The sequence below is a fragment of the Pseudomonas marginalis genome (genome assembly GCF_024169655.1).
In the GTDB taxonomy this organism is placed as follows: Bacteria; Pseudomonadota; Gammaproteobacteria; order Pseudomonadales; family Pseudomonadaceae; genus Aquipseudomonas; species Aquipseudomonas paraveronii.
This window is the reverse complement of record NZ_JALJWV010000001.1, coordinates 228653-244329: the sequence shown is the minus strand read 5'-3', so window position 1 is coordinate 244329 and position 15677 is coordinate 228653. Positions and strand designations below refer to the sequence as shown.

Annotated in this window: 12 protein-coding genes, 2 tRNA genes and 1 other RNA gene; 8 read left to right on the top strand and 7 right to left on the bottom strand. The window is 55.4% G+C overall.

The annotated features are described in order from the left end of the window. The first annotated feature begins 126 nt into the window (after positions 1-126). From J2Y83_RS01005 to J2Y83_RS00980, 6 genes are all read left to right on the top strand, one after another. Positions 127-2346, top strand: a complete 2220-nt coding sequence (locus J2Y83_RS01005) for an AsmA family protein (protein ID WP_253392723.1) — start codon at positions 127-129, stop codon at positions 2344-2346. Continuing rightward, a complete protein-coding gene (mutY, locus tag J2Y83_RS01000; protein ID WP_253392722.1) occupies positions 2343-3410 on the top strand; it encodes an A/G-specific adenine glycosylase in 1068 nt (355 codons plus the stop codon). Before J2Y83_RS01005 ends, mutY begins: the two co-directional genes overlap by 4 nt. After that, positions 3407-3679, top strand: a complete 273-nt coding sequence (locus J2Y83_RS00995; RefSeq protein WP_253392720.1) for an oxidative damage protection protein — start codon at positions 3407-3409, stop codon at positions 3677-3679. The genes mutY and J2Y83_RS00995 overlap by 4 nt, the downstream gene beginning before the upstream one ends. A gap of 103 nt (positions 3680-3782) precedes the next feature. Beyond that, positions 3783-3858, top strand: a tRNA-Phe gene (locus tag J2Y83_RS00990). Positions 3859-3962: 104 nt separating this feature from the next. After that, complete coding sequence (locus J2Y83_RS00985; RefSeq protein ID WP_253392717.1) at positions 3963-4796, top strand: DUF6538 domain-containing protein; 834 nt, start codon at positions 3963-3965, stop codon at positions 4794-4796. Positions 4797-4843: 47 nt separating this feature from the next. Continuing rightward, complete coding sequence (locus J2Y83_RS00980; protein ID WP_253392715.1) at positions 4844-5644, top strand: site-specific integrase; 801 nt, start codon at positions 4844-4846, stop codon at positions 5642-5644. A 347-nt stretch (positions 5645-5991) separates the two neighbouring features. Here the strand turns inward: J2Y83_RS00980 and J2Y83_RS00975 are convergent, their stop codons facing one another. The 5 genes from J2Y83_RS00975 to J2Y83_RS00955 all read right to left on the bottom strand — a co-directional run bounded on the left by J2Y83_RS00975 (position 5992) and on the right by J2Y83_RS00955 (position 12336). Further along, positions 5992-6915 (bottom strand): ParB/RepB/Spo0J family partition protein, encoded by a 924-nt coding sequence (locus tag J2Y83_RS00975; protein WP_253392713.1) that lies wholly within the window; start codon positions 6913-6915, stop codon positions 5992-5994. Positions 6916-6992: 77 nt separating this feature from the next. Continuing rightward, entirely contained in the window at positions 6993-7238 is a 246-nt protein-coding gene (locus J2Y83_RS00970; RefSeq protein WP_223496707.1) for a hypothetical protein, read from the bottom strand. A gap of 546 nt (positions 7239-7784) precedes the next feature. Further along, the gene (locus J2Y83_RS00965; RefSeq protein ID WP_253392711.1) at positions 7785-8159 is read right to left on the bottom strand and encodes a hypothetical protein; all 375 of its coding nucleotides are present in this window, start codon (positions 8157-8159) and stop codon (positions 7785-7787) included. A 483-nt stretch (positions 8160-8642) separates the two neighbouring features. Beyond that, entirely contained in the window at positions 8643-9221 is a 579-nt protein-coding gene (locus tag J2Y83_RS00960) for a recombinase family protein (RefSeq protein ID WP_253392709.1), read from the bottom strand. Between the two features lie 541 nt (positions 9222-9762). Then, entirely contained in the window at positions 9763-12336 is a 2574-nt protein-coding gene (locus J2Y83_RS00955; protein WP_253392707.1) for an HD domain-containing protein, read from the bottom strand. A 349-nt stretch (positions 12337-12685) separates the two neighbouring features. On the opposite strand from J2Y83_RS00955, the gene ffs reads away from it, so the two are divergent. Continuing rightward, an RNA gene (gene ffs, locus J2Y83_RS00950) (signal recognition particle sRNA small type) lies at positions 12686-12782 on the top strand. A 108-nt stretch (positions 12783-12890) separates the two neighbouring features. Here the strand turns inward: ffs and J2Y83_RS00945 are convergent. Further along, entirely contained in the window at positions 12891-13448 is a 558-nt protein-coding gene (locus tag J2Y83_RS00945; RefSeq protein ID WP_223496715.1) for a hypothetical protein, read from the bottom strand. Positions 13449-13802: 354 nt separating this feature from the next. Between J2Y83_RS00945 and J2Y83_RS00940 the strand changes: the two genes are divergently transcribed. Beyond that, positions 13803-13870: transfer RNA gene (locus J2Y83_RS00940), tRNA-Ser, on the top strand. A 142-nt stretch (positions 13871-14012) separates the two neighbouring features. On the opposite strand, the gene J2Y83_RS00935 is transcribed toward J2Y83_RS00940, so the two are convergent. Continuing rightward, on the bottom strand, positions 14013-15620 hold the full coding sequence (locus J2Y83_RS00935) for an ArnT family glycosyltransferase (RefSeq protein ID WP_253392705.1): 1608 nt from the start codon (positions 15618-15620) through the stop codon (positions 14013-14015). Between the last annotated feature and the right edge of the window lie 57 nt (positions 15621-15677).

Below are 15677 nucleotides of genomic sequence, written 5' to 3'. Positions count from 1 at the left end.
GTATTTTTTGACGCCAAAATACCGCCCCCGCCGGCAGATACAATGTAACGATCCGTGAACTGACGCCGGCCATCGGGCGCTATACTCTGCGGCTAAATTTTGAAATCGACATACAAGGACTCGCCCATGAAAGCGTTCGGCAAAATCCTGGGTCTGGTACTTCTCGGGCTGTTGCTGATCATTGTGGCTCTCGGCTTTGCCCTGACCCATCTCTTCGATCCCAACGACTACAAAGACGAGATTCGCCAGATTGCCCGCGACAAGGCCCACATCGAGCTGACGCTCAATGGCGACATCGGCTGGAGCCTGTTCCCCTGGCTGGGCCTGGAACTGCACGAAGCCAGCGTCGCGACCCTGACCACCCCGACCCAACCGTTCGCCGATCTGCAGATGCTCGGCCTGTCGGTACGCGTGCTGCCGCTGCTGCGCCGCGAAGTACAGATGAGCGATGTGCGTGTCGAAGGCCTGAACCTGCGCCTCAACCGCGACAAGCAAGGCCACGGCAACTGGGAAGACATCGGCAAGAACGCCCCCGAGGTGACCACCGAGACCCCAGCCCCAGCGCAACCGGCGCCACCGCCGACCGAGGTGAAGGCAGAGAAACCGCCGCAGCCCATCCGCCTGGACATCGACAGCCTGACCATCAACAACGCCCGCATCGAATACAACGATGAACAGACCGGCAAGCAGTTCAGCGCCGAAAGCATCCAACTGAGTGCGGGGGCCATCCACGAAGGGGCAAGTATTCCGCTGAAGCTCACCGCGTTCCTCGGCAGCAACCAGCCGCTCATGCGCGTCAAGACCGAACTCAACGGCAACCTGCGCATTCAGCGTGCGCTCAAGCGTTATCAGTTCGAAGACATGAGGATCAGTGGTGAAGCCACCGGCGAGCCGCTGCAAGGCAAAACCGTGACTTTCTCCACCCAAGGCCAACTGCTGGTGGACCTGGCGGCCAACATAGCCGAATGGACCAACCTGAAACTCTCGGCCAACCAGTTGCGCGCCCTCGGCGAACTGAAGGTCAACGACCTGGACAAGACCCCGCAGATCAGCGGCGCCCTGTCCGTCGCCCAGTTTGACCTGGCCAAGTTCCTCGACAGCATCGGCAACCCGCTGCCACCGATGGCCGAGGGCAGCCTGAGCAAGGTCGAACTGGTCAGCCGCCTCCAAGGCACGCCCACCCGCCTGGCCCTGGAAGACCTCAACCTGAAACTCGACAGCAGCACCTTCACCGGCCGCGTCGCCGTGGACGATTTCGCCAAGCAATCGCTGCGTGTGCAACTCAAGGGTGACACCTTCAACGCCGACGACTACCTGCCGGTCAAGTCCGAATCCGCCAAGGGCGCAACCGCCGCACGCCAAGCCGAAGTGCAGAACAGCGAAGCCGGCGCCATGGCCGCCGGCGGCACCACACCGCTGCCGGACGCCCCCACCAAAGGCGCCTGGAGCACCGACAAGCTGCTGCCGTTGACCCGCCTGCGCACACTGGACGTGGAGGCCGACCTGGCCTTCGGTCAACTGACCCTGAGCAAGCTGCCGATCCAGAACGCCGTGCTCAAGGCCAGCGGCCTCAACGGCCAGCTCAAGCTCGACAGCCTGAGCGGCGGCCTCTACAACGGCAGCTTCCAGGCCAACGGCAGCCTCGATGTACGCCAGGATATTCCAGTGCTGGCGCTGCAAAGCCATATCAAGCAAGTGCCGGTCGAACGCATCCTGCAAGCCCAGGGGCAGACGCCGCCGATCAAGGGCCAGATCACCCTCGACAGCAACCTCAGCGGCCGCGGCAACAGCCAAAAGGCGCTGATCGATAGCCTCAACGGCAACGCCAGCTTCGTGATCAACAACGGCGTGCTGCTCAATGCCAACCTTGAACAGCAACTGTGTACCGGCATCGCCCTGCTCAACCGCAAGACCCTGAGCAGCGAGCCACGGGCCAAGGACACACCGTTCCAGGAATTGAAGGGCAACCTGACGTTCCGCAACGGCGTGGCCAATAACCCCGACCTGAAGGTGCGCATCCCGGGCCTCACGGTCAACGGCAACGGCGACATCGACCTGCGCGTGCTGGGCATGGATTATCGCGTCGGCATCATCGTCGAGGGCGACCAACGCGAAGTGCCGGACCCCGCCTGCGAGGTCGGCGCCAACTTCCAGGGCATCGAAGTCCCGCTGCGCTGCCGTGGCCCGCTGGAGCTGGGCGCCAAGGCGTGCCGCCTGGACAAGGACGGCCTCGGCCAGGTCGCCATCAAGGCCGCCGGCAACCGCCTCAACGAGAAGCTGGAAGAGAAGCTCGACAAAGTTAATCCGCAGTTGAAAGACGCGTTGAAAGGCCTGTTCAAACGATGAGAAACGAGCAGTTTTCCGAGGCGGTACTGAACTGGTACGACCGCCACGGTCGCCATGACCTGCCCTGGCAACAGGGCATCACGCCCTACCGGGTGTGGGTCTCGGAGATCATGCTGCAACAGACCCAAGTCAGCACCGTGCTCAATTACTTCGACCGCTTCATGGCTTCCCTGCCAACGGTCGAAGCCCTGGCCGCCGCGCCGGAAGACGAGGTGCTGCACCTGTGGACCGGCCTGGGTTACTACACCCGTGCGCGCAACCTGCAGAAGACCGCGAAGATTGTCGTGGCCGAGTACGCCGGCGAGTTTCCCCGCGACGTGGAGAAACTCACCGAACTGCCTGGCATCGGCCTGTCCACCGCCGGCGCGATCGCCAGCCTGAGCATGGGCCTGCGCGCGCCGATCCTTGATGGCAACGTCAAACGCGTGCTGGCACGCTTTACCGCGCAGGAAGGCTACCCAGGCGAACCCAAGGTCGCCAAACAACTCTGGGCCACCGCAGAGCGCTTCACGCCCCATGATCGCGTCAACGCCTACACCCAGGCGATGATGGACATGGGCGCCACCCTTTGCACCCGCAGCAAGCCCAGTTGCCTGCTATGCCCACTGGAAAAAGGCTGCGAAGCCCACATGCTCGGCCTGGAAACGCGCTACCCGATCCCCAAGCCGCGCAAGACCATCCCCCAGAAGCGCACGCTGATGCCCATGCTCGCCAATGGCGACGGCGCGATCCTGCTTTACCGCCGCCCGTCCACGGGCCTGTGGGGCGGTCTGTGGAGCTTGCCGGAGCTGGACGACCTGGAAGACCTCGAACACCTCGCCCACCAGCACGCGCTGGAACTGGGTAAACAACAGCAACTGCCGGGGCTGATCCACACCTTCAGCCACTTCCAACTGGCCATCGAACCCTGGCTGGTCCAGGTCGAGGAATCCGCCCATCACGTGGCCGAGGCCGACTGGCTCTGGTATAACCTCGCCACCCCGCCGCGCCTGGGCCTTGCCGCCCCGGTGAAAAAACTGCTGAAGCGCGCGGCCGACGTATTGAACGCAGGAGTTTCGTCATGACCCGCACCATCATCTGCCGCAAGTACCACGAAGAACTCCCCGCCCTGGAGCGCACCCCGTTCCCGGGTGCCAAGGGCCAGGACATTTTCGATCACGTCTCCGCCAAAGCCTGGGCCGACTGGCAGAAACACCAAACCCTGCTGATCAACGAAAAGCGCCTGAACATGATGAACGCCGAAGACCGCAAATACCTGCAAGGCGAGATGGACAAGTTCTTTTCCGGCGAGGATTACGCCAAGGCCGAAGGCTACGTACCACCTGCTCAATAATTGAGCAAAAATCGGGGTCGGCACGTAAGCGACGGTAATAATTAAATATTTTTTGAAAACTTGCTTGACGACCCCCTGAAAAACCAGTTTAATGCGCCCCGTTGCCCAGATAGCTCAGTCGGTAGAGCAGGGGATTGAAAATCCCCGTGTCGGCGGTTCGATTCCGTCTCTGGGCACCAAATACCGAAACCCCTGATTCCGCAAGGTCTCAGGGGTTTTTTAGTTTCTGGACCTCCAAGCTGCGCCCCGAAGTCGTACAAAGGAGGCGTACAAAGTGGGTGCGATGCCACAACCGTTCAAATGCCCAAAGACCGGGAACTTTTATTACCGAAAGGCAATACCTGTAGAACTGCGCCACCTGGTTGGTCGCGGTCGAGAATGGAAAGTCTCCACGGGCACCAAGGTACTGGCTGAAGCCCGCATCCCGTTCATCGAGGAAGCGGCCCGTTGCGAAGCTGCACTTGCACTCGCCCGCGCAGCCCTAAAAGGAGAGTCCTCCCTACTCCCCACCGACGCCCCCAAACTGGCTGACCGCTGGATTAGTGCAGAACTGAAAGTTTGGGAACGCGACCCCGAGCGCATATCCGTGTTCCTGGCCACATTAGGCGGGGAAGTAGTCGCACCTGCAGAGGTGATGGACGAGGAGGACGGGAGTCTTCAGGTCATACTGACCCAAGCGATGCGCGAGACCCTGGCCCCTCTAGGCCATCCCGTCCCCCCTTCTACCTCCTCGACCTATGCCGCGCTCTACCTGGAGTTCTGTAAAGCGTGGCGGACCCTTTGTGAGACCGCCCTGCAACGCCACCACGGCGATTGGCGCACAACTCCCAACACGAGCTCCGCGTCGCTTCCACTTTCGCAGGAGACCGTCTTCCAGGCTCCTCCTGGCAAGGGGCTACGGCTATCAGAAGTCTTCACCATATGGGCCGAGTCCAAACGCCAGGACACTGCTGGCCTAGGTGACATCTCGAAGACCATTGCTGAGTACCAGGACTGTATGCAGCGCCTTATCTTCGTGATAGGCGACGTCCCTGCCGCCCAGGTATCCAAAGCTACCTCCACAACTTCCGTGTGGCCCTCGGTCAACTCCCGAAAGGCCGCTGGAAGCTTGGTCTGACTATCGAAACCCTTCGCTCCGAAGTTGGGCAGGGCGGCTCTTCGACAATGCAGCTCCCGACCATACGGAAGAAGCTGGCGGCCCTGTCTACAATATTCAAGTTCGCCTGCGACCGCCTGGAAGCTATCGACGACGACCCGGTAGCCGCATCCGGCGTACTGCGCGACCTCCGCAGTGCAATCAACAAGGGCGTCCTCCACCAGGAAGCACAGGAGAAGGGTTACACCCAGGCGGAACTGGTGACCATCTTCAGAAGCCCCCTATTCCAAGGTGCGTGGGCTCCCCAGCGTGCAGACTACGGCCAAGCCTTGTACTGGCTCCCATTGCTGATGGCCTACACAGGAGCCCGCCGTGAGGAGGTCGCCCAGCTTCTGGTATCCGACGTGGAGCAGGACGCACTGTCTGGCACCTGGTGTATCGCCATCCGCCCAGGTGAGGGCAAGTCTTTGAAGACCGCCAGCAGCCGCCGCAGAGTGCCGTTGCATGAGGATTTGCTCGCCCTCGGCCTTCTCGACTACAAGGAAAGACTACCCGCCGATGGCCGCCTTTTCCCGCAGTTGAAGCCGCACAAGGATGGACTGGGTCACGCCGTGGGGAAGACTTGGGACAAGTACCTACAGGAAGTAGTGCGACTTCAGACTACGGCTATGCCTTCCCACGGCTTCCGCCATGCCTTCAAGACACTTTGCCGCGAAGTCGGAATCCCCAAGGAAGTGCATGACTGGCTGACCGGCCATGCCGCATCGAACGTGGGGGATACCTACGGCAACGCACCTATATTCCGCATGGCAGAGGAGATGAAGAAGTACCCAAGCTTAGCCCGTATGGCTGGCCTTCTACCCTCCTGAAAGCAACAGGGGGATGGACACATAAGCCCCGCCCATCCCCGTTGCCTCGCTTGCCATGGTCAGTTCATGGGCGCATTCAGCGTTAGCGTCCAGGACAGCCAGCGTTTCGTGCGTCCTAAGCTGTAAGCGTTGGTCTCGACTCAAACAAAACAGCTTCCTGCTTCTCGGCGGACTCGTTGTCCCACTTCCATATGTGCCGCTATGGGCATCCGATGCGTGTGAGGGAACGCAGACATCTAGGGTCAGCGCCCTACAGGAAAGGTAATTACAGCTTTCTGGTCCGACTCAGTGCTGCCGGAGCCTCCAGCCCATCGAGAGCTCTCAGGGCTCCTATTGTGGAGCCCCCGTTAGAAGTCTCCAGGTTCTCTGGATTCGACCTCCTGAGCGAGCATACGGGCGACCTCCAGTCCAAGCTGGTGGTGGTCAACTTGGTCACGCTCGGCTTCGTCGTCGTCCGTCGTCCCTGGCTGATATACCTTCGGCTTGTACTTCGACTCCAGGTATGCAGCGCCATCTTGCCGTTCGGCGTCCCGCCCCAGCTCTATCAACGCCGCAACGATAACTCCGGGGTCGTGTCGCCCGTCCTCACCGAACAGTTTCTGGATGATCTCCATCTTGACCAGGTGTTTCAAAGCACCGGAACTAGCTGGGTTATTTGACTCCCTGCATGACCTTTTGAACGCGTGCCAAGTAATGATGCTGAGGCGCCCCCAAGTACTTTTCCTACTCCAGTAAGCCTGGAGCTGGTGCTCAACTTTATCCCGTGGGGCATTGGGATCAATCTTCGCTGACTGGATACCTTCTTGTCGTACCGCGTCACGGAACCGCTTGATGGTGTTCTCTGAAACACGCAGCTTCGCCGCCGCCATCTTGACGCTCATTCGGCGGAAGGTGTCGCGCTCAAGGTTGAATGCGCTCCAGGCGTTCTCCGTGCGCTCCAAAGGTGACAGGGATTGGACCACCTGCTGATTAGTTAGACGTGCCGCATCCATTGCGTCAGCAAAACCTTTTCCAGGTAAAACCTCTACCTGAGCCGCTTCGCTGCCAATCTTCTTCAGTGCTTCCAAGCGATGGTGGCCGTCCAAAAGCCAGTAGCGCGTGGGGACAAAGTGCGCTTGGTCTGCTCCAGGGGCAAGCTGATAGGAGCCATCTTCTTCGGCAGCGACTACCGTCAACGGCGTTTGCTGCCCGCTTGTCTTGATGTCACGTGCCAATTCGTTCACGTGGTGTTTGTATCGCTTTGCGTCGCTGTATTCCTTGAACTTCTGCATTCCGACGTTTCTGTTTTGTAGCTGCGGGTGAGTTTGGATTGCCTCAAGGGGGAGAGATTGAAGTCGTCCCTGCATGTTCAGCGACTCCGCACTATGGGGCCAAGGGCAACCCAGCAGTGTTCTTCCCGGTCGCCTTTAGCCAAGTCAAGGAGGTCGGCGTCGTTCCAGGCAAGGCCGGCGGTCAAAACCAGTTCGATGGCTTCAGCAAGACGCGTTTCGCGGCCCTTCCGCTTGCCTAGAGTGCCGGCTAGAGCGGTCAGTCGGCCTAGGTGGTCCGAGCGCAGATGAAGATTTAGACGTACCAGCTTTTGTATGGTGTTCATGGGATTGAGGTCCAGTGATAGCAAACGCCAGCGCCCCGCCGTGGTTTTCCAGGCAGGGTTGATGGGTTACAGGAGGTGGGATTGAGGTGTCGCCGGACGGGAAGCCGGTATGGTTACACAAGGAAGGGCCCCAATTCCCCTGAACTCGTTTGAAGGGGGGGCGACGGGCGCCTTGTTCAAGGACTGGCACTAATTGCCGTCTTTATTGCTGAAACCCAGCGGGGCTAAGGATTTCAGAGGAGTGAGACGGGTGTTGTCGGAAGGTGGAAATTCTGCGATTGAAGTGAGCGCATTCGCCCTTGTTTATGCGCCTGCTTGAAAAAAATGGATTGGTGCAGCACAGCGATGATATCCAGCGATAGCAAATGCAGACGCCGTGCCAGCGGCGCTCAGCCCGGGGAATGGATCACTGGAAGGAGGATTGCGCCAAAGTTTAGTGAAATGACGCACACCATCAATACTAGGAAGGGCAGAAACTACCGTCCGAAAAAGCTGCCGACCGTAATAATCCAAAACGGGCCGGACCGGCAGCTCCTGGCAGCTTGCCTAGCCTTTGACGGTATTGAGCCCGTGATGCATGTTGTCCTGCGGGGCAGGCGCCTTCCAACCGGTGCGCCAGAGATTACGGTTAGCGCTCGCGTCACCATCGTGCTTGTACTTGTGTTCAGAACCACGGGCCTTCATGTGCGCAGGAAGAACTATAAGGCCCGTTTTGAGATATTCATTGAGCAGGTATTTGGCCTGGGTGATGACCTTTTTCCTTGGCAGGCCACCGTTCTTTGCCGTTCTGAGCGCAGAACCATTCATTTGAAAAGCCTTTTGGATACAAAGCTTGTGAAGAAGCCTATAAGCACTCTCACCTCCGCTGATTTTAACTCCAGCGGCTTTGAGCTCATCAATTACTAGTTGAAATGGATGCATATCTAGACCTCCAGTTTCGGCCTTAACACTCTAGATTTTCACGGTCGGCTGACAGCTTGCCTGACGTCCTTGAGCGTTGCGCCATTGGATTTGACTGGGCGTGTTCCCATGGAAATTTGGGCGCCCATTCAAGGTTCTTGGAGAGCCATTTTTATCAGCATTGAAGACTCCGAAACAGTCTGGTTCGGAAGTGTGTTAATGTTCATTCTATGACCTGTAGCCCTGTAGCTGCGGGGCTCATCTACGCTCTTTAATGTCCGGATCCGGACATTAAGCCGCCTATTTGCTAGGGCCCACTCAGTACATAGCCTTGTCACTGGTCTGAAGACGCTATTCGTGTTCCTTCCGGAATACGGCGTCAAAGATGCCCAGCAAGACAACATCCCTAGAGCTCCTAATGATTCACCCTATGGGGGCGTTATCCTCGCTGTTCGTGATAGGTGGCCAGGCTCGATAAAGCTCTGAACAGACATCTAACTCTATTCAAGCGACATTCAGGAATGTCTTACATGCCCGCTTAACAGTGGCTGTCGAAACTTTCCAGTGCTCAGCAGTAGCTGCGATGCTTGAGTTGGTTTCCTTTCTCCACCTGGCAATAGCTGCGTCGTCGTGTTGCTTAGGAGCGCCCAGCTTTCGACCGTCTGCCTTGGCCTTCTCAATGCCGGCCATTTGTCGGGCACGGATGTTCTCCCGCTCCAGTTCCGCGACGCCGGCCAGGAGGGTCAGCATTAACTTCCCCGTAGGGCTGGATAGGTCAAAGCCCTCCCGCATGGATATAACCGTGACTCCCTTAGACTTCAGTGCTTCGACCGTCTCCAAAACGTCGATTGTGTTCCGCCCCAGCCGGTCAATGGCGGAGACCACAACGATGTCGCCTTTCCTTGCGTAGCTGAACAGCGCTGAGAAGCCTTTCCGGTGCAAAGCCTTCGTCGTGCCGCTGGTAGCTTCGTCGGTAAACCAGCCGTCATCGGAGATGCTGTAGCGCTGGTTGATAGAGTGGCGCTGAGCCTCGACGGACTGACCATCGGAGCTGACGCGGGCATATGCAATGGTGGCGGACATGGGCGGATTTACCTGGCTCAGAACGTTAGCTCAGAAATTTACGACATAGCTCGCATAAAATCAACACATTTGAGCTAGCGGGGAGACCCCGACTCTTCATCATCGGCAAACGCCTCCCGGCTTAGCTCATAAGGTGTGCTTAATGAGCTAGGATTGGGCTGATGAATCGTCATTTGCACCTAACTCGCCATAGATGCTGCTTTACAGATGAAGCTTTTCTCGACGTATTCTTTCAGCTCTCATTGAATGAAAATGATGACGCACCGCAGCTGTATGTGATTTTCATATCTTTAGTCCGTTTGCAGTGGTGTCATGACTCTAGCGAGTCAACACCGCCTGGCGGTTAATCGACTAAGGGATTTATAAATATCTGATGTGTATGAGGGGGCTACAGCTAGCGACGAGCTAATGTTTGCTCGTAAATACCTCCCCCCCAAGGGGGGAAGGGCAATCCTGTATGTTTATTAAAGTGCGTTGAGATTTTAGTTCTGAAAAAATAGCTGCGGAGTCTTATACGTTTTCACTGTGGCTCTATGATGCTTTAGTGGGGCTGTCTGGGCTCGTCAATGTATAATGGCTTTTCAGCTTTGTTTTTTGTAAGTCTTCCGTATACGGTGGATCCTTCGTGTCTCCAGTCATGTTGCTTAGCAAGGTCGGAAGGTTTAACGTTCCACGCGAATGAAATGCATTTTATCAGAAAATAAAAAATTGTATTTTCTGAGAAATTTTTCCAGCACTCTGAAAGAGTACCTCTCATGTATTCTATTTCTCGCCTATAACCTGGTCCATCCCCAATGTTAGATAGTGTGAAGGCTGCCTCTCCATCAACGCTCTGAGTCTTACTTGTCCATAATTTCATTGCTTCCCACGGGTTGGCATCGAACGCAATGAAAACGGTGTCGTTGGCCTTCAATGTCTCAAATAGCATTTGCGTGCTACAAAGCGATATATCGCCCGGAAGAATTATTCTGCTTAGCCAGTTTATTTTTGAGTTAAGGAGTATTTGATCTCCGTAAGTTTTTATGGAACTAGAGATAAGTGATAAGTTGTTTAGGATTAGTCGATTGGATGTGTATTTTTCTAAGCTTTTAATAAGCTGATCCATGATTGTGTTTTGTGCAGCTTTTAAAATACCCGATAGATCTATGTCTAAGGCTTGGCGGCGACTAACGTCAGGTGTTACGTCGTCGAGCTCAACTATTCCTATAAAGCCAGGTGTGTAGGCTACCTGTAGTGAAAGCCCTTTTAAGCAAATAACACAGATACCTTCCGCCCCAGCTACTAATCTAGCTTTCTCACTTACATATTCTGGTGGGGAACTTTCCCATATGTCGTTTAGTTGAGAACTTGTATGTCTCCGGTGTGGGTAATAAGCTTCGGAGTTGTGTCGGCCAAGATCGGCTGTGATTTGCAATATCGTTTTTTTAAAGCTTTCTGGATCAAGTTTAAAAAGCCATCCGGGCTCCAATAAATGTTCTAAGTCTTTGGTGATTGTTTTTATAGGGGTCTTTAGCATTGGTGCGTATGAGCTTACTCTGCGCTGTATTGAATTGAGCTTTTCAACTATGGTTGTTTTTAGTTTTATCTTTACGGTGGTGCCGCTTTTTGCAGTAAGACTAGAATTCGTAATCTCTCCTCTCCTGCCTACGCCGTGAAGCTTCAGGAGAGTTTTTTCGCCGCCAGCCTTGTTGGATGTGACTTCAATCTCATCTCCAAGCATGAACACGGAAAGGAAACCTATTCCGAATTTCCCTGCCTGAAGGAATCCTTTTTCTAAGGCGTCAGGATAATCGTAATGAAATTGAGAGTCCCAGTAGTTTGATGCTATAGAAATTAGATAGTCGGTCATTATCCTTTTTGTCATTCCTACGCCGAAATCTGAAACGCTTAAAAAATGACCCTCTGCATTTTCGAATAGCTCTACTTTGATGGGGAGTTTTTCAACCTGTGCATCATACTCGTCTGCCGCCGTGTGAAATTTGAGGCGCACAGCATCGTTCGCATTTTGTAGTAGTTCTCTGATAGCCGCCATTGGATCGTTTCCATATAGCGACTCACCCGCTAATAGCTTGACTAATCTGTCTATAGATCCAGTTTTGAGGTTGACCTCTATAGGCATGAAGCCGTTCGGTTTGATATATGTAGATGTCTCTTCTGGGGATGCCGCCCCTAAAACTCCTTGAAGGCTAAAGCGGTTGATGCTGTGAGGGCGCTTTTTGAGGTATCGTTGAACTGCCCTTATCTCAGCATCAAGTCCAGAGAGCATTTCATAATAGAGCCACCATGAGTCAACATTTGATATACCGACAGCTGACCGATAGGTGAGTTCGTGGCCATCTCTGAATGGGCCGTCAACTTGTTCTTGAGCAAGCCAGTGTAGTAAACTGTCCTCTGGTAGAGGCTGTTTAAAAGCTCTTTCTATTGATGGGGCTCGTTCTCTATTTATATGGGCGTAGTCTACGATTCTAAGGATTGAGGCCACATATCCTAAGTCACCACTCCTTCCTCCTGGGAGAGGCACTGTTCCAGTTTTACCTAATTCTATATCAAGCCTTTCAATGCTCCAATGATGACTGGCAGAAATTTGACCACAGGTTGCACCCCAAGAGTCTCTTAATGTTTTTGATTCAAATAGATAGTATTCTGATCCCGGTATTTTATTGGTTGCGAGTTCATGTGCTGCGGGGGCGTGTATTTTTCTTACGGTATATGCTAGTGCTTGAGCTTTTATCTCGTCTTTTGCTCGGTTTTCCGGAGTAAAAGAAGACATAAATGCCTTGTAATGGCCTGATTCAATACATATCGCTCTACCTTCTTCGGTGGCTGCATACGCCATGCCCAAATCGTGAAGGTAAAAAGAGGTAGCTAGCAAAAAGGCTTCACCGGTAGAAAGCTGAGCTATTTCTGTCGATGTTAAAACTTGATCGGTAATTAGCCATAGTGCGTCCATGTGTTTTATTGAATGGTCTGTGAAGCATGGAACACTTGTTGAAATAGTTGAGGCTAAGCTCTCTGCGACCTTTCTCATGCTTATAAGTGAAGTTATTAGCTCTTGGTCGCTTGATAGGTTGCTGTAAAGCTGGCTTGATAGTACCGTCTGCGGTAGGTCGTTCATTTTAAAATCCATTTAGAATCGGAATTAACGATTTTTTGGCGCGTTTTTGGAGAATAAGCTAGTGCCATCTCGGTGGGAAGTGGGCAATCGTAAATTCTGATTTGAATCTGCAGAGTTGCTAGCAGGCTATTTCGTGAGTTTTCAAATTCTCAATTCCTAAGGGCAGGGGCTAGGTTGTGCGCTTCGCTAGTCGTGGTGGTACAAAAGAGGGGCGAAATGGTGGTACAAATGACTTGCTCAGGGCCGCTGTACTGGCGGTACAATGCCCACAAATTCACATCTGCGTGATGGTGAAGAATCGTGCGATGCTCCTCTGGAAGCCCCAGGCGAGCGTCGTTATGGTGACCCCCATCGGTCCCCCCGCAACGATTACCCGTGAACCTGGTCAGAGCCGGAAGGCAGCAGCCACAGCGGGAACATTGTGTGCCGGGGTGTGGCTGGTGGGAGTACCTCCAGATCGCTCTTCCTGCAACCCCCTTCAAAATCCAAATCTTATAGACGCTATGATGACAATCACCGCCTTCGAATAGATTCGTGCTGTCCGCTCAGCGGTATTACGGCCGGTATAGCGGGAATACTTCCATCAGCGGCGGTATCTCCTGGCCTATCTCTGCTGCGCTGTCAGAGGGGTTGCTCGGTTTTGGAATATTCCTGGCGAAGTGAAAGATGATGGTCTGGCCGGTGGCGCCATCCTTGTAATACTTGAAATAGCTGATCTCCGAAAATTGCCCGTCTTTACGCAGTGAACTGGGATAAAACATCATCGCGTAATCGATCCCGGTTCTATTGTCGGTCAGCAGGACTGCCGGCATGTTCGGATTTTCCTGCTGATGAAGCTGGATGGCGCGTTTGGCGAGGTCGAGGGGTTTGAAGCGGTTCATCTCGCGAGGTACGACGGTAAAGTCCACCATTTCATTCCAGGCATCGATGCTTTCCTCTGCTGGGAAATACTCCCACAAGCCCGGCTTTTGGAATTTCAGGACGAACGTTTTGCCGCCGAACACCACAGTTTTGGTGTCGGCAATTGAGGGGCTAGACATGTCGGAGGTGAGCGGCGTGGCGCAGCCGTAGAGCAGGACTAAGGCGGATAACAGAAGCAATGTGGCTTTCATTTCAATCCTTGAAAATGTGCGTCAGTGTATTTTACGCAAGTAACAGTAGCCCAACGCATCACTGAATACTTCCTTTATCGGGATCGAAGGTGAAGTGCCGGTACGCAAAGCACAATGCCCATACGGTGACCGGGATGGATATGTAGACAACCGACTCCGGTAGGATTTGGAGTGTGCTGTATAGCGACGTGACGTCATCCTTGAGTTTAGGCCGTCGATTCCATGCCCCCCCCCAACGAGGGCTGGAAGGCCGACTCATTACTAATACAAGCCAGCTCATATTTTCCAGCCAAAAATAGGCAGGTCAATCCGTACAAAGAAGTCGTACAATGACGCCACTATCGCGCAGCTTTAGCCCGTGGTTTCAAGCGGTTCGGATATGAAATGGTGTATCGGCGGTTCGATTCCGTCTCTGGGCACCACTATTAAGTTTCAGGTGGTGCAACTATCATCTGAAGCACACAAAAAGCCCGCCTAGCGCGGGCTTTTTGTTGTCTTCGTTTTACCGATTCAAACCGGGGCGGCTCCCCGCCGCCCCAGCACGCAATACCCGCCTCGCGCCGTCTACTTGAGCAAAAACACCAACAACGGATTGTCGTTCAGTCGTCCGTTGAACATCGGTTCCAGATGCTCCACTGGAGTCCCCTTCAACTGCTCGGTTTCCTTGCGCGCCACGATCACCCAAGACGGCCGCGGCAGTGCGTCCAACTGATCCAGTTGGTTGCGCCCGATAAACAGCGGCTGCTCGTCGTGATCCAGGTTCATCATGTAGCGTACCGCCCAGGTGTCTCGGGCAAGGTCGACAAACACCAACGGTCCCGGGTCGTCTGCGCGAAGCGCTTCCACCTGACTGACAAATTTCCGGGTGTCGAACTGCAGGTCCTTGGCCGGCTCCACCACCGTCACCAGCAACAACCACTGCGCCGCCAATGCGATCGCGCTGAGCCACACCAAGCGCCCCGCGCGACGCCAGGCGATCAATGCCGCCACCTGCAGGATCACCCACACGCCGATCAGCAACGGTAACGAAACGTCCGGCCAGTAACCGTGCTTTTGCCACCCGTGCCGACACACAAAGACGACAACCACGCACAATGCCGGCAGCGCTGCGACGAGCCACGTGTAACAGCGACGCACCCCGACGAGCCAGTTCTGCGCGTGGAGCAGCCCATAGGCGGCAACAGCGGCAAACATCGGCACCATGGGCAGGATGTAATAAGCGCGCTTGAAGTGCGGCACCGACAGCCCGAGCAGAATCATCAAGCCGCAGGCGCCGAGCCGTGCGACCAGCTGCACGTCGTCGTTGCCCCAGCGTTCCGACCAGCGATGCCGCAGCGCAACCATGCTCGCCAACGCCAGGGGCACCACGGGGAAGTAACGGTACAGACTCAGCTGGAAGTAGAAATAGAACGGTTCGCCGATTTCATCGAGGCGCCCACCGACTTGCATCTTGAACACTTCATCGGCAAAGGCCTGCCCCCCACTGATCCGTGCCAACTGCATCAGCAGCCACCAGCAACACGCCAACAGCAGCAACCCGAGCACGCCGTGGATCAGCACTTGCTTGACCCGCTCTCCCGGGCGGCCCAACGCCCAATACACGCAGACCACACCGCAGACTTCGATCAAGCCCAACGGCCCGCGAATCGCAAAGCCCAGGATGAACAGCGGGAACACCGCCAGCCGCCGCAGGCGCGAGCCAAGGCGTTCGCCACTGTGCAGCAGGTAGAAACTGCCGACGCATAACAGCGCCACCATCTGATCCAGGCACACCGAGCGCGACTTTTCGAGCAACTGGGTGGTGAGCAAGGTCAGCAACACCGTCAGCAGCGCCCAGGCGCGACTGGACGGGGCCAGCAAGCGATAGATCAGCGCCACCACTCCGGCAGAGGCCAGCGCGGTGGGCAGGATATTCGCCAGGTGGTTGGGCGCGCCGAACCACCGGGCGAATACAAAACTGAAGAACGTCGCGGTACCGGGATAGTCCGCGTAAGGCTGGCCGTAGGTGGTCGGAAAAAGACTCGCCCCATGACGAAACATTTCCTGCAGGAACAGCGCCCAGCGTCCGTCAAACCCTTGGGGTTGCTGATCCCAGATCCCCAAGGTGAACAGCAACAAAGCAATCAGAAAAATGCCCAGGGACTCCAGGCGAAAACGGTTGCGGTGATCCATCGGTTGTCCTGTCAGGTGGGGAGCGGCGGCTTATGGTGCCGAACGCATCCCAAATAG